The 19,054-nt window shown below is 40.2% G+C and carries 14 protein-coding genes and 1 other annotated feature; of the genes, 5 read left to right on the top strand and 9 right to left on the bottom strand.

Annotated features, from left to right (window positions below; all coding sequences use genetic code 11):
- Nucleotides 1–270 precede the first annotated feature (270 nt).
- Complete coding sequence (tyrS, locus tag L1999_RS23290) at nucleotides 271–1,527, bottom strand: tyrosine--tRNA ligase (protein WP_235740717.1); 1,257 nt, start codon at nucleotides 1,525–1,527, stop codon at nucleotides 271–273.
- 47 nt (nucleotides 1,528–1,574) lie between these two features.
- Nucleotides 1,575–1,793 (bottom strand) — a binding site (T-box leader).
- Between the two features lie 148 nt (nucleotides 1,794–1,941).
- Here tyrS and L1999_RS23295 point away from each other — a divergent pair.
- A complete protein-coding gene (locus L1999_RS23295) occupies nucleotides 1,942–4,734 on the top strand; it encodes a transglycosylase domain-containing protein (RefSeq protein ID WP_235740718.1) in 2,793 nt (930 codons plus the stop codon).
- Between the two features lie 171 nt (nucleotides 4,735–4,905).
- Here L1999_RS23295 and acsA read toward each other — a convergent pair whose 3' ends face one another.
- Nucleotides 4,906–6,624 (bottom strand): acetate--CoA ligase, encoded by a 1,719-nt coding sequence (gene acsA, locus L1999_RS23300; RefSeq protein ID WP_235740719.1) that lies wholly within the window; start codon nucleotides 6,622–6,624, stop codon nucleotides 4,906–4,908.
- A gap of 201 nt (nucleotides 6,625–6,825) precedes the next feature.
- Between acsA and L1999_RS23305 the strand changes: the two genes are divergently transcribed.
- The 3 genes from L1999_RS23305 (at nucleotide 6,826) to L1999_RS23315 (ending at nucleotide 9,359) form a co-directional block, all read left to right on the top strand.
- Nucleotides 6,826–7,458, top strand: coding sequence for a GNAT family N-acetyltransferase (locus tag L1999_RS23305; RefSeq protein ID WP_235740720.1), 633 nt, complete (start codon nucleotides 6,826–6,828; stop codon nucleotides 7,456–7,458).
- A gap of 75 nt (nucleotides 7,459–7,533) precedes the next feature.
- Nucleotides 7,534–8,181, top strand: coding sequence for an acetoin utilization AcuB family protein (locus L1999_RS23310; protein WP_235740721.1), 648 nt, complete (start codon nucleotides 7,534–7,536; stop codon nucleotides 8,179–8,181).
- Entirely contained in the window at nucleotides 8,178–9,359 is a 1,182-nt protein-coding gene (locus L1999_RS23315) for an acetoin utilization protein AcuC (protein WP_235740722.1), read from the top strand. Before L1999_RS23310 ends, L1999_RS23315 begins: the two co-directional genes overlap by 4 nt.
- 76 nt (nucleotides 9,360–9,435) lie before the next feature.
- Here the strand turns inward: L1999_RS23315 and ccpA are convergent, their stop codons facing one another.
- The 5 genes from ccpA to L1999_RS23340 form a co-directional block, all read right to left on the bottom strand.
- Complete coding sequence (gene ccpA, locus L1999_RS23320; RefSeq protein ID WP_235740723.1) at nucleotides 9,436–10,434, bottom strand: catabolite control protein A; 999 nt, start codon at nucleotides 10,432–10,434, stop codon at nucleotides 9,436–9,438.
- Between the two features lie 274 nt (nucleotides 10,435–10,708).
- Nucleotides 10,709–11,785 carry a bifunctional 3-deoxy-7-phosphoheptulonate synthase/chorismate mutase gene (locus L1999_RS23325; protein WP_235740724.1) on the bottom strand — a complete coding sequence of 359 codons (1,077 nt, stop codon included), beginning with the start codon at nucleotides 11,783–11,785 and terminating at the stop codon, nucleotides 10,709–10,711.
- Nucleotides 11,786–12,047: 262 nt separating this feature from the next.
- Nucleotides 12,048–12,377: a bacillithiol system redox-active protein YtxJ gene (ytxJ, locus tag L1999_RS23330; RefSeq protein ID WP_235740725.1), complete on the bottom strand. Its 330-nt coding sequence runs from the start codon at nucleotides 12,375–12,377 to the stop codon at nucleotides 12,048–12,050.
- Between the two features lie 77 nt (nucleotides 12,378–12,454).
- Nucleotides 12,455–12,931: a YtxH domain-containing protein gene (locus L1999_RS23335; protein ID WP_235740726.1), complete on the bottom strand. Its 477-nt coding sequence runs from the start codon at nucleotides 12,929–12,931 to the stop codon at nucleotides 12,455–12,457.
- Between the two features lie 20 nt (nucleotides 12,932–12,951).
- Entirely contained in the window at nucleotides 12,952–13,413 is a 462-nt protein-coding gene (locus L1999_RS23340; protein ID WP_235740727.1) for a DUF948 domain-containing protein, read from the bottom strand.
- Between the two features lie 209 nt (nucleotides 13,414–13,622).
- Between L1999_RS23340 and L1999_RS23345 the strand changes: the two genes are divergently transcribed.
- Nucleotides 13,623–14,738 (top strand): aminopeptidase, encoded by a 1,116-nt coding sequence (locus tag L1999_RS23345; protein WP_235740728.1) that lies wholly within the window; start codon nucleotides 13,623–13,625, stop codon nucleotides 14,736–14,738.
- Nucleotides 14,739–14,894: 156 nt separating this feature from the next.
- Here L1999_RS23345 and murC read toward each other — a convergent pair whose 3' ends face one another.
- The gene (gene murC / locus L1999_RS23350) at nucleotides 14,895–16,193 is read right to left on the bottom strand and encodes a UDP-N-acetylmuramate--L-alanine ligase (RefSeq protein ID WP_235740729.1); all 1,299 of its coding nucleotides are present in this window, start codon (nucleotides 16,191–16,193) and stop codon (nucleotides 14,895–14,897) included.
- 233 nt (nucleotides 16,194–16,426) lie between these two features.
- On the bottom strand, nucleotides 16,427–18,409 hold the full coding sequence (locus L1999_RS23355) for a DNA translocase FtsK (RefSeq protein ID WP_430540053.1): 1,983 nt from the start codon (nucleotides 18,407–18,409) through the stop codon (nucleotides 16,427–16,429).
- Between the last annotated feature and the right edge of the window lie 645 nt (nucleotides 18,410–19,054).

The following is a 19,054-nucleotide window of genomic DNA, read 5'->3' on the forward strand; positions in this document are numbered from 1 at the left end:
CCTAAAAGCATTCATAATTTTGATATTTGCTCTTGTCCTATTCTTGAAGTATCTGTCATCCCAAAGGTCTTGATAGGCAAATTTAAACAACAAAAAAACCACTCCCTAATTTTTTATAGGAAGTGGTTTTTGCTATTGATATAAATTATTTACATGACTACGTCACAAATTGAAGGAAATTTTGGTCAGTGCCATTGTGGCATGTGTTTTTTTATTATCGATACTCTTTTAAAAAAATTAGGGCTTTGGAAATAACCAAAGCCCTAATCTTTAATAGTTTATTAACGTGTATTTCTTCTTACCTCTTCTAATAATCGTAAACTGTCCTTCAATACGATCTGTTTCCTGAAGAAGATAAGCAGTGTCAGTCACCTTTTCCCCATTTACCATGACGGCCCCATTTGTAATATCCTCACGTGCCTGACGCTTTGAAGGAGAAATCTTTGCCGCAACAAGCAAATCAACTAAATTCTCTTCACCTTCATTTGCATCATAGGAAGGTACATCTTTAAAACCTTGCTTAATTTCTTCAGCAGATAGATTTTTTACGTCCCCGCTAAATAACGCTTGAGAAATTTTAATCGCCTGCTGTAATGATTCTTCACCATGGATCATACGGGTAATTTCTTCTGCTAATGCTTTTTGAGCTTTACGAAGATGCGGCTCTTCTTGGACGCTTTGTTCAAGGCTCTCAATATCTTCTTGAGAAAGGAACGTAAAGTACTTCAAGTATTTCACTACATCTGCATCGGCTGTGTTAATCCAGAACTGGTAGAACTCGTACGGAGTGGTCTTTTCCGGATCTAACCAGACAGCGCCGCCTTCCGTCTTCCCAAATTTGGTTCCATCTGCTTTTGTAACCAGTGGGATCGTTAGACCAAATGCCTTAGATTCTTCGTCATGCATTTTCCGGATTAATTCCAGTCCAGAAGTAATATTCCCCCACTGGTCGCTGCCGCCAATTTGCAATTTACAATTGTGGTGGTCATATAAATGATTAAAGTCCATTGCCTGTAAAATCGTATAAGTAAATTCGGTAAAAGAAATACCGGTTTCAAGGCGGGATGCAATCGTATCCTTGGCAAGCATGTAATTAACACCGATATGCTTACCGATATCACGCAAGAACGTCACGATATCCATAGAGCCTGCCCAATCATAGTTGTTAACCATAGTGGCTCCGTTTTCACCATCAAAGTCAAAAATAGAGGCAAGTTGTTTTTTAATGCCTTCAACATTCTCCTGAACGGTTTCCAAAGTTAGCAATTTACGCTCTTCACTTTTACCACTTGGGTCTCCAATTAATCCAGTAGCACCGCCAACCAACACGATTGGCCGATGACCATGCTGCTGAAATCTTCTCAGGGTTAAAAACGCAACTAAGTGCCCAATATGCAAGCTATTTGCAGTCGGGTCTACCCCGCAATAAAGCGAAATACTTTCCTTACTTAATAAATCTTTTAGGCCTTCTTCATCTGTTTGCTGATAAATAATGCCTCTCCATGTTAAATCCTGTAGTAAATCCAAATTAATCCCTCCATTTAGCTTAAAAAAATAAAAACGCCCCTGCAAAATGCAGGGACGTATAGTTTACGCGGTACCACCCAGCTTAAGGAAATATCCTCCAACTCAAAAAAATAACGGTTTAAACCGTTTTCCGCTACTAACAAACGAGTTCACAGAAAAAAGCTCCAGGACGTAATTCGTTCTTCTATGTGTATCAGCTTTCACCACCGCTGACTCTCTAAAACAGGGATAGAAGTACTACAGTTGATTCCCTTCACAGCTTTCAATATAAAATATGCTATAGCTTTTTTTAACATATTTCCTCACCCCTGTCAAACCGCGAACTGGAAATTTCAGAAAATGTAGAAGGTTGTCAGTTTTTAGTCCTTCTGTATGCTATAATGGATGTGATTTTATATTGAGGTGATGCCCTGAATGAATGAAAAAATGCAAGCTTGGATGGAAAAAGGAAAATCCATATTAAACTTGTTTACCCATAGAAAAACGGTAAAAAGTGCACGAATAACCTACCAAGTCGTTTGGAACTTAATTCTCCTTGTGCTAACTGTCGGCATTCTTGGCGGGTCATTTGCGACAGGTGTTGGTGCAGGCTACTTTGCCTCACTAGTAAAAGATGAACCCGTCCGCTCCTACGACAGTATGAAAAAGGACATTTATAATTATACCGAAACCTCGGACTTATATTTTGCTAATAACGTCTATCTTGGCAGGCTCAGGACCGATTTGGTCCGGGAAGAGGTTAAACTTGATCAAGTCTCAAAGGATTTAACCAATGCAGTGGTGGCAACGGAAGACCAATACTTTTATCAACATAAAGGGGTCGTGCCGAAGGCCGTATTTCGAGCTGTTTTTCAAGAGGTAACAAATTCCGCTGTTCAATCAGGCGGCAGTACGTTAACACAGCAATTAATTAAAAATCAGATTCTAACGAATGAAGTCTCCTTTCAGAGGAAAGCCAATGAAATCTTACTTGCCCTCCGTTTAGAGAAATTTTTCAACAAAAAAGAAATTTTAGAAGCCTACCTCAATGTTTCAACTTTTGGAAGAAACTCATCGGGTCAAAACATTGCCGGTGTCCAAGCAGCAGCGAAAGGAATCTTTGGAAAAAGCGCTAGTGAGCTGACACTGCCGCAAGCGGCCTTCATTGCTGGTCTCCCGCAAAGTCCGTTTGGATATACCCCCTTTACAAGAGAAGGCACAGTGAAAAATAATCTTGAACCAGGGCTGGCTCGAATGAAAACGGTTTTAAAAAGAATGTTTGACGGTGGATACATCAACCAGCAGCAATATGCTGAAGCCTCTGCCTACGACATCACAAAGGATTTTATTAAGCCTGTACCCAATCCACTTGAAAAATACCCATGGCTATCATTCGAAATTGAAAAACGTTCCCTCGACGTCCTTACCACTGTGCTGGCAAAAAAAGATGGGTACACAGATAAGGATTTAAAAAATGATGATACTCTTTATTATAAATATAAAACTATAGCGAATCATGATCTCCATCAAAATGGTTACAAAATTTATACAACGATTGACAAAAATATTTATGATAAGATGCAAACGGTAAAAGATAATTATAAATACTACGGACCCGATAAGGCTCAGGTGAAAAAGGATCCGGAAACAGGCGAAGAAGTAACGGTGATGGAGCCTGTCGAAGTGGGAGCCGAATTGATTGAAAACAAGACCGGGAAAATTATCAGTTTTGTTGCAGGCAGAAATTACGGAAATCAGCAGCTTAATCATGCAACTAGCGCCATTAGGCAGAATGGTTCAACGATGAAGCCACTTCTCGTTTATGGCCCGGCGATTGAGTTAGGCAAAGCTTCACCAGGTATGCCGCTTCCAGATGTAGCGCTAAGTCTTGCTGATGGCCGAAGCACTCCGTGGCCGCGCAACTATGATTTAAGGTATAGTGGTATCGTTTCCGCTCGTTATGCATTAGCAAAATCGTATAACGTTCCGGCAGTTAAACTGTATAAAGATATCGTTGCACAACAGCCCGCAAAATATCTAGAAAAAATGGGATTCACCTCTCTGAAAAAGCCGGATTATACCAATCTTGCAACAGCGATTGGTTCAATGGAAACCGGTGTTACGATTGAGGAAAATACCAATGCATTTAGTACGTTTGCAAATGGCGGGAAATTTATTGATGCCTATATGATTGATAAGATTGTCGATAAAGATGGTAAAATCATCTACCAGCATGATGTCAAGCCTGTAGATGTCTTTAAGCCGCAGACCGCCTATCTTACACTTGATATGATGCGGGATGTTATCAAAATGGGGACTGCCGCTGGAGTTAAGAGTAAATTGAAATTCAGTGCAGATTGGGCCGGCAAAACTGGAACCGGTAATCAGTATATCGATTCTTGGTTTGTTGCTTCAAACCCGAATGTTACCTTTGGAATTTGGACCGGTTATGATACACCAAAATCCCTGCAAACATCGGGAATGAGTTATAGTCAGCGTACGAATAACCTGTGGGCAGAATTAATAAATGCCGCTTACGATATCAACCCAGACTTAGTGGATCCGAAGGAATCATTTCAAATGCCTAGTGGAATCGTAAAACGTTCCTTTTGTGCGGTTTCTGGTTTGCTTCCATCTGCAGCCTGTTCAAAGGCTGGTTTAATCCAAAGTGACTATTTCAATGTGAACAATGTTCCTTCAAAAGTAGATGATAGTTTAGTGGAAGGGAAATTTGTTACCGTAGGGGATAAAAAGTATTTAGCCTTGGACTCCACTCCAAAAGAGTTTGCCCAGTTTGGTTTGGTCCTAAATCCCGACTTCATCACAAGAATGGTCGGAAGGAATTTTAAAAATTATAGTCAATTGATTCCAAAAAGGGACCGTTGGGGGAAAATACTGGTCCCGACTGCTAAAATGGTCGATAACGGAAAAAGTCCTAACGGAGTAGCTCTTTCCGTGTCGGGAAATACCTTATCTTGGTCCAAGTCAGGTGATAATGATGTCGTCGGTTACCGAGTATATCAAGGCAATACCAAGGTAGCAAGTATTACTAGCGGCTCAAAGCTCTCCTATACGGTCGGAAACGGTTCTTATCATGTTAAAGCAGTTGATATTGCCGGCAGAGAATCTGCATCATCTAATGTGGTTGAAGTTGGAGCTGCTGCTCCTCTACCGGTGATACCACCGACTACACCACCAGCTAAAAGTGATCATCCGACCGCACCATAAGTATCTCAAGCACATATAGTATGAAGAAAAGAATGGCTTTCGCAGCCATTCTTTTTTGTGTCATTAGTCGGTCGAACGAGTGAACACCCACACTGATTTTCATACTCCGAGAAATATAAAAATAAAAACACACGACCATTCTTTAGAATAATCGTGTGTTTGAAATGTTCATTAATCTTCCATCGTTGAAAGGTCCCCTGTCGGCAGGTTCAACTCCCAAGCTTTTAAAACGCGTCTCATAATTTTGCCACTTCGAGTTTTTGGCAATTTGTCACGGAAATCAATTTCCCTAGGCGCGGCGTGAGCGGCAAGACCCTTTTTTACAAATTGTCTAATTTCCTCTTTTAATTCTTCAGAGGCTTCAAAACCCTCACGTAAGGCCACGAACGCCTTAATAATCTCACCTCGGACAGGATCTGGTTTCCCAATAACCCCTGCCTCTGCAACAGCCGGGTGCTCGACGAGTTTACTTTCTACTTCAAACGGACCAACCCGCTCCCCCGACGTCATGATCACATCATCAACCCTGCCTTGGAACCAGAAATAACCATCCTCATCCATGTAGGCAGAGTCTCCCGAAACATACCAATCACCTGGCATGAAATAGGATTCATACTTCTCCGGATTATTCCAAATCGTATGCATCATCGATGGCCAGCCCTTTTTAATAGCCAGATTTCCCATGCGATATGGCGGCAGTTCGTTTCCTTGATTATCGACAATGGCCGCTTTCACTCCTGGAATAGGTTTTCCCATGGAACCAGGCTTGATTTCCATACAAGGATAATTACAGATAAGCTGTGCGCCTGTCTCGGTCATCCACCAGCCATCATGGATACGTTTATTAAATACCTTTGCACCCCATTTGACTACTTCCGGATTTAATGGTTCACCAACACTTGAGATATGACGCAGACTGCTTAGATCGAACTTTTTAACAAGCTCATCCCCCGCCCCCATCAGCATCCGGAAGGCAGTTGGTGCACTATACCATACCGTAACACCAAAGTCCTCAATCATTTGATACCAGGACTCAGGGCTAAAACGGCCACCGACGATTACGTTTGAAGTTCCGGTTAACCACGGTCCAAAGATACCATAAGATGTACCTGTTACCCAGCCAGGGTCGGCAGTACACCAGTATACGTCATCCTCTTTTAAATCCAGAACCCATTTTGCGGTTTGGTAATGTTGAATCATGGCATTATGTACGTGCAATACTCCTTTAGGCTTTCCAGTAGATCCTGATGTATAGTGCAGGATCAGACCATCCCTGCGATCCACCCATTCAATCTTAAGTTCTTTACTAGCTGATTTAAACTTCTCTATAAAGTCAATCTCTATTCCTTGCTCTTCAACATTATTCCCAACAACAAAGATATGCTTTAAGGCCGGTAAATCTTGAACGGGGACACGATCTAACAAATCTGGGGTTGTCACTAAAACTTTTGCTTCGCTGTCCTGCAGCCTGTCGCGGACTGCTCCCTCCATAAATGCTTCAAATAATGGCCCGACAATCGCCCCAAGCTTAATCGCACCTAGTACTGTAATATAGAGTTCCGGAGAGCGCGGCATGAAAATAAAGACACGATCGCCTTTTTCAACATCACCATATGATTTCAATACATTTGCTGCCTTATTAGATAAATCCTTCATTTCCTTAAATGTATACTTTTCATCTCTAGCGCCATCACGGTAATATAGGGCTACCTTATTCTTCCGGAAGGTTTTCGCATGGCGGTCAATCGCCTCATAAGCCAAATTTACAAGTCCTGTTTCGCTCCAAGAAAATTCTTTTTCGGTTTCCTTCCAGTCAAAACGTTTGTACATTTCATCATAATTTTCAAGATTAAACTCGCCTTGGACAACTGGCAGCGCTTCCACTTTCACCTAAATCTCCCCCTCATTTGCTAGTATGAGATAATTATAGTACAAACAAGAATTATTCACAATTTTAAAAATATTATTTTCTTGAATTTTATGGTCATTCACCTATTTCCTTACAAAAAATTTTTTGAAATTTCTTTTTTCTAATAGTTTTTATGTATAATAGAATTGATACACAACCATCTCTGCAGAGTAGGTGACAGTATGGAACACACAAAAACATACAATGCCAAACAATTAAAAACTCCTCATGGGAATTTAATTATTGAGGGTCCTATTTCATCTGATAAACTTGCTGGATATGAATTTCACCATGACCTTGTGGCATTTCGACAGCCCGCGCAACAGCATCAGGCATTAATTGGGATTGCCGATCTTCCTGAAGGAAGAATCATTATTGCCAGGGACCTGCATACCATCGTTGGATATGTAACCTATCTTTATCCTGACCCGCTTGAGCGATGGTCAGAAGGAAAGATGGAGAATCTGATTGAATTGGGAGCGATTGAGGTCATCCCAAAATTCAGGGGCTGCTCCGTCGGTAAAAATCTGTTGATCGTCTCCATGATGGATGATGCCATGGAAGATTATATTACAATTACAACGGAGTATTACTGGCATTGGGACTTGAAAGGTACAAAATTAAATGTTTGGGATTACCGAAAGATTATGGAGAAAATGATGAATGCCGGCGGTCTGGAGTGGTATGCAACGGATGATCCTGAAATTTGCTCACACCCTGCTAACTGTCTGATGGCAAGGATCGGAAAAAGAATAGAAGCTAATTCTATCCAAAAGTTTGACCGGCTCAGGTTTATGAATCGATTTATGTACTAAAAGTGGTAGTGACCGTTTAGCATCCTAGAGATTTGGAGCTAGACAGCTTAATCTTTTTGATTGAGGGTGATTTATATGATTATCGAAGAAATCATGAAAACAGATGTTGCCGTACTTTTACCAACGAATACGATTGCAGATGCCATACATTTAATGGATACACGAAAAATTCGTCACATTCCGATTGTAGATCAAGACAACCATTTACACGGACTAATAACCATAGCAAATATACGAGAAGCAACTCCCTCTATCTTTCACGCAAATGAACATCCCGAAGACTTAAAGCAACCACTAGAAACCATTATGGAGAAAAATGTAATCACCGGTCACCCGCTTGACTTTGTAGAAGAGGCGGCTGGTTTGTTTTATGAACACAAAATCAGCTGTATTCCGATTATCAATGACCGAAAATTAATCGGGATTGTAACGGAAACCGATTTACTGCGGACTATGGTTGAATTAACTGGCGCACACCAGCCTGGTTCTCAAATCGAAATCAAGGTTCCCAATCTTGCCGGTGTACTTAGTGATATAACAGCTTTGATCAAAAAGAGGAACGCGAATATTCTAAGTGTTCTCGTCTACCCAGATAAAAACGATGAACACTTTAAAATCCTTGTTTTTAGGGTGCAAACCATGAATCCAACGGCACTCATTCAAGATCTTAAACAAGCGGGCCATCAGGTTTTATGGCCCAACCTCCCGGGGACATCTCTATGAAAGATCAGTGCTCCTTTATATTTTCAGAAGAACTGCTTAAGTATAAATTTAATGACCATCATCCTTTTAATCAATTTCGGCTCCAATTGACCGTTGACCTTTTACATAAAATCAATGCTTTAGCGCCAGAGCAGATAATTCCGCCCAAGATCGCAACTGAAAGAGAATTAACGCTAATCCATGACCCTAGCTACGTAGAGGCTGTAAAACTAGCAGGAGAGGGAACTCTTCCAAAGGAAATTGCTGAAAATTACGGCCTAGGAACAGAGGATACACCTGTGTTCCCCTATATGCATGAAGCAAGTTCCTTATTGGTTGGAGGGACGTTAACAGCAGTGGACCAAGTAATGACGGGAAAGGCTCTTCATGCCCTTCATCTTGGCGGAGGATTGCATCACGGCTTCCGTGGTAAAGCCTCAGGATTCTGTGTCTATAATGATAGCTCTGTAGCGATAAAATATTTACAAGAAAAATATCATGCCCGGGTTTTATATGTCGATACCGATGCCCATCATGGCGATGGTGTTCAATGGTCATTTTATGATGACCCCGGCGTTTGTACCCTGTCCATTCATGAAACAGGAAGATATTTATTCCCTGGAACAGGCAGCATTAATGAACGAGGCCAAGGTCTCGGATATGGTTATTCCTTTAATATACCTGTTGATGCCTTTACAGAAGATGACTCATGGCTGCATGTCTACACAGAAGCGATTAAAGAAGTCGCAGCATTTTTTAAACCCGACGTTATCCTAACCCAGAATGGTGCTGACTCCCATTATTATGATCCCTTAACCCATTTATCTGCAACAATGAAAATATATCGGGAGATACCTCGTATTGCCCATGAAATTGCACATCAATATTGTAATGGTAAGTGGATAGCTGTGGGCGGGGGCGGATATGATATCTGGCGTGTCGTACCTAGGGCATGGGCACTGATTTGGCTTGAGATGACGGAAAACAAGAAAGGCTATGGCCGTTTACCGGATGAGTGGATCGAACAGTGGCAAAAGCTAGCTCCTGTTCCATTGCCAATGGAGTGGGATGATCCTGAAGGGATCTACACTCCGATTCCACGAAAAGCAGAAATTACCGAAAAAAATCTGCTAACACTTGAAAAAGCACTATTCCCAATTCGAAGCCAAGCAAATATCAGAAAAGCGGAAGCGCCTTGATCGTAATGAGATGTACAATGATAAATGTCTATTTAAAACAAGAGGGTTGGCATATTTAAATGCCAACCCTTTTGTTTTATTTTGTCGATTTACGATGTTCAATCCGGTGAGGTAAGACAACGATTGAATCACTAGTCTTATCTTTATTCATCAATTTAGTTAGAAGACGCATGGAAACTGCACCAATATCATATAACGGCTGAACAATGGTGGTCAACTGCGGGCGCACCATTAGTGACAAGCGGGTATTGTCTGAGGTAATGACCTCAAAATCTTCCGGTATATGGAAGCCTTTGTCCTCTGCCCCATGAACAACACCTAGTGCCATTTCATCAGAGCCAACTAGTATTGCTGTCGGTCTGTCTGCTGCTTCAAGCAATTTTTCAAAAGCCTCAATTCCTGAATCGTACGTATAGTCCCCTTCAACAATCAATTCTTCATTGTATGGAAGACCAGCGTCTTGAAGCGCTCTTTGGTAACCCTTTAATTTTTTCTGGGCATTTTTTGGTTCATGTAACGGCCCAACAACAAAGGCAATATGTTTATGACCTTTTTCAATAAATTCCTTTACAGAATCATAAACAGCTGCTTCATAATCAATGTTTACCGATGGAATTTGATTAGACTCTTCAATTGATCCTGCAAGGACAATCGGAACTGGAGACTTGCCGAATTCCTCGACATGGTCTGCCGTAATATTTCCTCCCATAAAGACAATCCCGTCTACTTGTTTACCAAGCATCGTATTCAATAAATGTAATTCCTTATCTTTATTTTGGTCAGAATTACTTAAGATGATATTATACTTATACATTGTTGCAATATCCTCAATCCCGCGGGCTAATTCTGCATAGAATATGCTCGAAATATCAGGAATAATAACGCCAACTGTGGTTGTTTTCTTACTAGCTAATCCCCTGGCAACGGCATTAGGGCGATAGCCTAGTCTGTCAATAACCTCTAGTACTTTTTTGCGGGTAACCGGTTTAACATTCGGGTTTCCATTCACCACACGGGAAACAGTTGCCATTGATACATTCGCTTCCCTTGCCACATCATAAATAGTAATATTCACTTTTATACACTCTCCTAATACGTTCATTGTTTTTTTTATTTTACATCTGTTTGTAAAAAACTAGTCATGATAATTTGTCTAGTTTAAATTTCTCTTTATAACGACCATCCGCTTTGGTTGTTTGTGAGATAATAAACAATCTTCATATGTACTTAATGATACGACAACTAGATTAAAGCCGCAATTGAAAAAGTCAATATTCTTTTAAAAATGTCCGTAAATACAAAAAAACCTTCTGCCACTCGCAGCAGAAGGTCTTCTTTATAGTGGTTCTTTAAATATTAACAAAATTTGATGCTAGTAATTGATTATAGAATTCATCAAATTGCTTAAGATCCATCTGCTGCTGAGCGTCTGAAAGGGCTACTGCTGGATCTGGATGAACTTCAGCCATAACTCCATCTGCCCCAATGGCAATAGCTGCTTTCGCACATGGAAGTAATAAATCTCTTCTTCCAGTTGAGTGGGTAACGTCCACCATAACAGGTAAATGTGTTTCCTTTTTCAGAATTGGAACGGCCGAAATATCTAATGTATTTCTTGTTGCCCGTTCATACGTCCTTATTCCACGCTCACAAAGAATGATTTGGCCATTCCCTTGTGCCATAATGTATTCAGCTGCATTGATAAACTCTTCAATAGTAGCAGCAAGCCCCCTCTTTAGCAAGACCGGTTTGTTAACTGCACCAGCAGCTTTTAGTAACTCAAAGTTCTGCATATTTCGGGCGCCAATTTGAATAACATCAATGTAATCACAAGCCATTTCAATATCTGCCGGATTAACAATTTCACTAATGACTGCCATATCGAACTCGTCAGCCACACGTTTTAAGATTTTTAAACCCTCTACCCCTAGGCCTTGGAAATCATATGGAGAAGTTCTTGGTTTATAGGCACCGCCTCGAAGAAGCTTTAAGCCTTTTTCTTTCATAGCCTTAGCAACTGTGGCTACCTGCTCATAGGACTCAACGGAACAAGGGCCAAATACAAAATGTTGTTTACCATCTCCGATATTTTGGCCCTTCAATGAAATAATCGTATCTTCAGGCTTTTTCTTTCTCGATACTAGTAATGCCTTTTCGTGGTCATCTTTCTGCAAGTCCAGCCCTGCTTTAAAAATTTCCTTAAAAAGATGATCAATCGTTGAATCCTCAAAAGGGCCATCATTATGTTCCTTAATCACTTCAAGCATTTTTCTTTCACGGACTGGATCGTAACGGTAAACACCCTGATTACCTTTTACTCGTCCGATTTCTTGAACGAGCTGAGCTCTTTCATTAATTACTTTTAATAACTCCAAGTTTAATTCATCAACACGTGTCCTCAGTTGATCCAATTCATTATTACTCATTATTCGTCCCGTCCTTCCTCTTGCAGATCATTTTCTTTACGAAGTAAATTTCAGGTAATTTTCTATCCAAAGATAATGATTTACAAGCTTAAAGTTAAAATTTTATAATTTTTGAATAATTAGACCAATTATAGCTGAAAAATAATTTTTTGTCACCTATTTTTTCTTTAGCAATTAAACGCTTTTAAGCGCTAAAGTAAATGGACTTATAATAGAGTAATATATGCAAATTCAAGGTAAATGTTTCTTGAAATTTTAAATTTTACTTACCATTTGCTGCTTCTTTTAGAGCGCGGCTTGTAATTTTCCAATGAGAAGCATTCCAGCGCGGCTTTCCTTCTGAAAAAAGAATCGCCTGTGGTGATTCATGCTTAATTTCAAATCTTTCAGCTATTTCGTTTGATAACGGACGTGAATCTTGAACAGCTAAGAAGTAAGTAGGGATCTCTTGATTGGAGCCTGCAAACTTTTCGTATTCCTTATAAGCAGCAAGACTAATTGGACATGTTAAACTATGTTTCAAAAGATAGAACTCACCTTCAGTTTTCATTAAATCATTAAATTGTTCAACTGTATCAACTTTTTTTAGCATTTCTATCTACCTCCAAAGTATCTAAAATAAATAAATGGTGAAGTAATTTTATCACTTCACCATTTTTATCACAAATATTAAAGTTTCACTTTACTTTCTTCTTCGTCAAAAGCCTTCTGTGTTTCTTCTAATTTTTTCTTAATATCATTGCTATCTGATTTTTTTGCCGTTGGAGATTGATTCGAACTTTGAATAGGAATATAGGTTCCTTCAGAGTCTGTACTATCTTGGTCCTTTTGCGATGTTTTCCCTTTTACTTTATTAACAAGTTCTGAGGATTGCAGGACAATTCCTTGAGAGATAGATGATGTTTTGGAAGCAAGTTCATTACTTTTTGCGACAACATTTTCTTTTAAACTCACCGTTTTATCCATAATTGTATCAGCTTGACTACCTAGAGTGGTACGAAGCTCTCTCCCGGATTTAGGAGCAAAAAGCAAAGCAGCTGCAGCTCCTACAACTCCTCCAATAACCGCCCCCCAAAAGAAAGTGCTAGAAGATCCCTCATTACGGCTTTGATTCGTTTCCCTTGACTCATATTCTCGATTAGTCATGTTCTTCCTCCTCCACTTTGTTAATGTGATCTTACCCTTTGTCTCTCATTTACACTTACTTCTTGTTTAGACTGCTTTCTAGACTGCCACTTTTCTTTTAATTCAAGGAGAATATTCCCCCATTGAACAATTTGCGAGATTTTTTCTTTACTTTCCTCTACCTGCTGATCAACTGAATGGCTAATATTCTGAAGTGTCCCATTAAACCTGGTCACTGTTGTGCCTACATCCTTTACGGCCGCAACCACACTGTTTAGACTTTCAGATTTTTGCTGAATGTCTTCTGCCAATGCGTTTGTTTTTTGCAGGAGTAAGGTTGTTTCCGTTGTGACACCATCCAATTGTTTTTCTAAACCACTCAATGTGTGTGAAACGCTTGTAAGAGTTACTTGAAGTGATTTTAGTGTCCTTGATAGATAGATAACTAGCACAAAAAATGCGATTGCTATCAATGCTGCGCTTAAGTATAAAATAATTTGCATTATGCACCTCCGCCTTAATCCTATCCATATGTATAACCGATTCCTTCTAGATATAAACCTCGAAATAATCTTATACTACTTCCATAAATTTGTCTTGTTTTCCTGCAATTTGTTAAAAAAATTCCCCCTATATATTTTGAAATTTCAACTTTCTGCCGTTGTTCGGGTACAATAGAAAGGAAAGAACAATTCGTGTTGGAGGTGTTTGTATGAAGGATCCTCGTATCGAAAAACTTGCGAGAAATTTAATTAATTATTCTGTCCAGCTTCAAAAAGGGGAAAAGGTATTGATTGAAAATTTTGGGCTGCAGCGGGAACTAGTGACTGCACTTGTAAAAGAAGCCTATGCCGCAGGGGGATATCCTTTTGTCCTGATAAAGGATCATCAAGTGGACCGTTCGCTTTTAATGGGGGCACAGGTTGAACAATTTAATATGATGGCTGAGTTTGAAGCAAATGTCATGAGTAAGATGGATGCATACATAGGACTTCGTTCCGGAGATAACATCAGTGAACAATCGGATGTTCCAGATGATAAAATGAAGATACATGGCAATACGATTGGCAAAAAAGTGCACAGGGACATCCGTGTTCCTAAGACTAAATGGGTTGTCCTTAGATACCCAACGTCTTCCATGGCACAATTAGCTAAAATGAGTACAGAAGGATTCGAGAACTTTTACTTTGATGTATGTAACCTTGATTACGCTAAAATGGATCAAGCAATGGACAGCTTGGTAGAATTAATGAACCGGACGGATCAGGTTCACATTACCGGCCCAGGAACCGACCTGCATTTTTCTATTAAAGACATCCCGGCGATTAAATGTGCGGGAAGACTAAATATTCCTGACGGTGAAGTATACACGGCTCCAGTGAGGGATTCCGTTAACGGAGTTATCACCTATAATACACCGTCCCCCTATCAAGGCTTTACGTTTGAACATGTAAAATTAACATTTAAAAACGGAAAGATTGTGGAAGCAGAATCCAATGATTCAAGCCGTATCAACAAAATCTTTGATACAGATGAAGGAGCCCGCTATGTCGGGGAATTTGCCATTGGCGTGAATCCATTTATCCTGACGCCGATGCAGGATATCTTGTTTGATGAAAAAATAGCCGGCAGCTTCCACTTTACACCGGGACAGTGCTATGATGATGCCTTCAATGGCAATCATTCCAATATCCATTGGGACATGGTTAACATCCAGCGTAAAGAATATGGCGGCGGGGAAATCTATTTTGATGATGTCCTCATCCGTAAAGACGGCCTATTCGTTTTGCCGGAATTAGACGTATTAAACCCTGATAAGCTTAAATAACAAAAAAGGATGCCATTATGCTGGGCATCCTTTTATCTTTTTATAGGATAAAAAAGTATAAGTATCGATTTTGAGAATTGTCTAGCTACAGCGCCCTAGCGGCTAGTGTCCTTCGAACTCCGCCCTACGCCGCTGACCAGGGCGCTTACGCTTTTCTTATGATAACTGTTTTTCATAGGACTCCTGGAATTTTTGAATATCTCCAGCTCCCATGAAAATAATGACACTATTTTCAAACTTGTTTAAAACAGAAGTATTTTCTTCTGAAAGGACTTCAGCATTCTCAATTTTGTCTTGTAAATCTTTTATTGTAAGCTTGCCGTGATTTTCTCTGGCCGATCCAAAAATTTCACACAGATAGGTTTTGTCTGCCTGTCTTAAGCTTTCAGCAAAATCCTCTAAGAAAGCTTGCGTGCGTGAAAAGGTATGCGGCTGGAAAACAGCGACAATCTGCTTATCTGGATATTTCTGCTTAGCAGCGTCAATGGTTGCTCTTATTTCAGTTGGATGATGGGCATAATCATCAATTAGAATTTGGGTTCCCACTCTTTTTTCCGAGAATCTTCGTTTTACACCTTGGAACGTTTGCAATTGTTCCTTTACTATTTCCACATCGATTTCCTCGTAATGGCACACCCCGATGACAGCCAGTGCATTGAGTACACTATGATCACCAAACGTAGGAATGGAAAATTTGTCATAAAAGGTATTGCGAATAAATACATCAAAGCTGGTTCCATCAGTTGTCTTTACGATATTTTTGGCCTGATAGTCATTTTCTTCACCAAAGCCATAGAAAAGAACCGGAACCTTTGCCTGAATTTTTTGAAGCTGTTCATCGTCCCCATAAGCAAATATACCTTTTTTAACCTGCACAGCCATTTCTTGAAAGGCAGAAAAAACATCATCAATGTTGGCGAAATAATCCGGATGATCAAAATCAATGTTGGTCATGATCGCATAGTCAGGAAAGTACGATAAGAAATGTCTTCTGTATTCACATGCCTCAAAGACGAAATACTCTGCCCCTTCCTCGCCTTTTCCTGTTCCATCACCAATTAAAAAGGATGTTGGTTTTGCCCCAGCAATCACATGAGAAAGCAATCCAGTTGTCGATGTTTTTCCGTGCGCACCTGTTATGGCAATACTTGTAAAGTTTTGCATAAAATCGCCTAAAAAACGATGGTACCGTATGATAGGAAGTCCAAGTCTCATCGCCTCTTGTATTTCCTCATGGGAATCGGGAAAGGCATTTCCCGCAATGATTGTCATGCCTGGCTTTATGTTTTCCTTTTGAAAGGGAAGAATCGTAATCCCCGATTGCTCAAGAGCCAGTTGTGTAAAAAAGCGCTTTTCGACATCGGAGCCCTGCACCTGAAATTTCATATCATGAAGAACTTGTGCGAGTGCACTCATTCCTGACCCCTTTATACCTACAAAATGGTAAATAGTCATAGAAGAACCTCCAACCAACGTAATACTGGTAAACAGTATATGAAATCTGTCTGCATTTGCTAATCAGTATGTAAACACACGTTGTTTTATTATTATAAGAAATCAATACAATATTATAGCACTATTCGGTAATAAAAACTATTTGTTGCCCTTCGCCTTACATTCGCCCTACTCATTATACTATTTAGTATCTGTTCACATCCATAAAGAATACAAAAGATTAGCTCATAATACTAGTCTTGCATCGATTGTAATTCAGCCTCCGTGATCAAGACTTCACGTGGTTTGCTGCCATTGGCACTTGTAATATATCCGTTTTGTTCAAGCATATCCATTAATCTCGCGGCTCGGTTATAGCCAATTTTGAAGCGTCGCTGCAAGCTGGAAGTTGAAGCATTACCATGATTGACGATAAATTCACAGGCATCATAAAACAATTCGTCCTCTTCTTCGATAACCTGCGCCTTTTTTAATAATTCTTCCTGTTCAAATAAGTAATCAGGCTCTTGCTGCTCTCTTACGTGAGCAACGACAAGATCTATTTCCTCGTCCGAAACAAATGTACCTTGCAAACGGACAGGTTTGGATGCACCATTCTCTAAGAATAGCATATCTCCACGGCCAAGGAGTCTTTCAGCGCCACTTATATCAATGATTGTTCGTGAATCTACCTGAGATGACACCGAAAAGGCAATTCGTGTCGGGATATTCGCCTTAATTAAACCTGTAATGACATCAACCGAAGGTCTTTGTGTTGCCACTATTAGATGGATTCCACAAGCCCTTGCTTTTTGAGCGATCCGGCAAATGGCTTCTTCCACATCAGCTGGCGACATCATCATTAAATCTGCCAGCTCATCAATCACAATCACAATGAATGGCAATTTGTCAGAGTAACGTTTATGCTGAATAGCTAATTCATTAAAACGATTGATATCACGGACGCCTGTATGAGCAAAAAGTTCATAGCGCCGCTCCATTTCATCAACTGCCCATTTTAAAGCAGCTGTTGCTGCCTTGACATCCGTAATAACCGGGCTTACAAGATGTGGTATCCGATTATAAGGGGCAAGCTCTACCATTTTCGGATCAATAAGCAGGAGCTTTAAATCCCGAGGATCCGCTTTATATAACAGACTAATCAAAATCGAGTTGATACATACACTCTTCCCCGATCCTGTAGCTCCAGCAATGAGTCCATGCGGCATTTTTTTCAGATCTGTAACAATTGGATTCCCAGCAATATCAAGTCCAAGCACTGCGGTTAATGGCGAAGCAGACTCTTTAAAAACCATGCTCCCAATGATTTCATTGATCAATACAGGTCTTGACTTTTGGTTCGGCACCTCAATCCCAATCGTATGTTTTCCCGGGATTGGCGCCTCAATCCGAATATCCCGGGCTGCAAGACTTAATTTAATATCATCACTTAAATTAGTGATTTTATTTACTTTTACTCCCGGTTCAGGCTGTACTTCGAAGCGGGTTACGGACGGCCCTTGGGTGACATTGACAACACTTGCCCCTACATTAAAGTTCTTAAGGGTTACATTCAATAGGTCCTTTTGCCCATCAATCCAGTCTGTATCGAGTATTTCTGTTACTGGAGGGCTTAACAAATTAGATTTTGGAAGTACATATAATCCCTCATTCTCTACTTCCTCACGGACTGATGGCATTTTGATAACTGGTCGTTCTTCTGCTGATATTTTCTCTTGCTGATGAAGCCGCTCTTGTTCAAACTCTCTTTTCCGGTTTCTTTCTTCCCATTTTTGTTTATCTTGCTTGAGCATCATGACATTAAAAGGCAAACGAGACCGTGCGGGTGGGGGGGCTGGTGGTGTTTCAGTTACTGCCTCACCTGCCGCTTCCACATGGTCATGGTTGTCGTCCTCTTTCCCAAATGCAAGTTCATTTGTCTCTGTCTGGACACTTTCTTTGTATACTGTTTCATCCATTCCGGATTGAACATCTGCTTCAAGTATAAGCTTAATGGCTTCCGCTTGAACCTGATCCTCATAAGAATGCTCATTCGCTTCCGCTAAAGCATCTTCCTCATAGGCAGGTTCAAAAGCTTCTGCGTGGTCATTGCTCTTAATTGTAAGCTCATTAGCTGCTAGTTCAGCTTTCTCTTTTTCAGGAAGGTACAGTTCGTTCATTTTCTCCTGAGTTTGACTCCGTTGATTTTTATGACTTTGATTGACCATCTCTTTCATTTCGTTTTCAAGTGGCCCAGTTTTGAGATTAACACTTGTTCGAATTTGATTACTCACTTGGTCATCCAGTTGGTCATTTAAAAAATGACTTAATTCATGCTCAACAATGGCCGTTGTCTTTTGCGGTCTGTTAAACCCGAAAACAGGTGAAGGTATCTCGGTGGGATGAAACGGGCCGCGCGGGCGTGCCTTTTGCTCTTTGATAACCGTCTGTACCTTTGGGATTTCAGGTATACTTTTGGTGTTTTCTACTAGCTTACTTTTCTTAGGTGATTCTACCACACGCTTTGTTCGGCTTGTTACCTGCCTAGTATTTGATTTGATAATCTTTTTCGGGGTACTGCTTCCTTTTGGATATTGATAAGCTATTCTAGCATCTAAATCCTTTAAGCTATCCAATTGACTGGTGGAATCGTGATCTCCTTTTTCCTTATGGAGAAGATAACCCGTCATTTTGTCCCCTTCTTCTTCTTCTTTCCTTAACTTTTGGAAAAAGTTTTGGATCCAACTCAAAACTATCACTCTTTCTTGTTCATCTATCATTCTATTTTATCAGTTTTTCTTATTTTATCGACACAAATCTTAAGAATGAGTCGAAATATGTTCGAATTGGATACAATAGGAAAGGTACCATGAAAAAAGACC

Origin of the sequence: Neobacillus drentensis (assembly GCF_021560175.1) — a bacterium.
Lineage (GTDB): Bacteria > Bacillota > Bacilli > Bacillales > Cytobacillaceae > Neobacillus > Neobacillus drentensis_A.

Excerpts from the sequence above, each read along its gene's own strand:
- L1999_RS23335 (WP_235740726.1), bottom strand. The coding sequence starts at position 12,931 with ATGACTAATCGAGAATATGAGTCAAGGGAAACGAATCAAAGCCGTAAT.
- L1999_RS23345 (WP_235740728.1), top strand. The coding sequence starts at position 13,623 with ATGAAGGATCCTCGTATCGAAAAACTTGCGAGAAATTTAATTAATTAT.
- L1999_RS23305 (WP_235740720.1), top strand. The coding sequence starts at position 6,826 with ATGGAACACACAAAAACATACAATGCCAAACAATTAAAAACTCCTCAT.
- ytxJ (WP_235740725.1), bottom strand. The coding sequence starts at position 12,377 with ATGCTAAAAAAAGTTGATACAGTTGAACAATTTAATGATTTAATGAAA.
- murC (WP_235740729.1), bottom strand. The coding sequence starts at position 16,193 with ATGACTATTTACCATTTTGTAGGTATAAAGGGGTCAGGAATGAGTGCA.
- L1999_RS23310 (WP_235740721.1), top strand. The coding sequence starts at position 7,534 with ATGATTATCGAAGAAATCATGAAAACAGATGTTGCCGTACTTTTACCA.
- L1999_RS23355 (WP_430540053.1), bottom strand. The coding sequence starts at position 18,409 with ATGAAAGAGATGGTCAATCAAAGTCATAAAAATCAACGGAGTCAAACT.
- L1999_RS23315 (WP_235740722.1), top strand. The coding sequence starts at position 8,178 with ATGAAAGATCAGTGCTCCTTTATATTTTCAGAAGAACTGCTTAAGTAT.
- L1999_RS23325 (WP_235740724.1), bottom strand. The coding sequence starts at position 11,785 with ATGAGTAATAATGAATTGGATCAACTGAGGACACGTGTTGATGAATTA.
- L1999_RS23340 (WP_235740727.1), bottom strand. The coding sequence starts at position 13,413 with ATGCAAATTATTTTATACTTAAGCGCAGCATTGATAGCAATCGCATTT.
- L1999_RS23295 (WP_235740718.1), top strand. The coding sequence starts at position 1,942 with ATGAATGAAAAAATGCAAGCTTGGATGGAAAAAGGAAAATCCATATTA.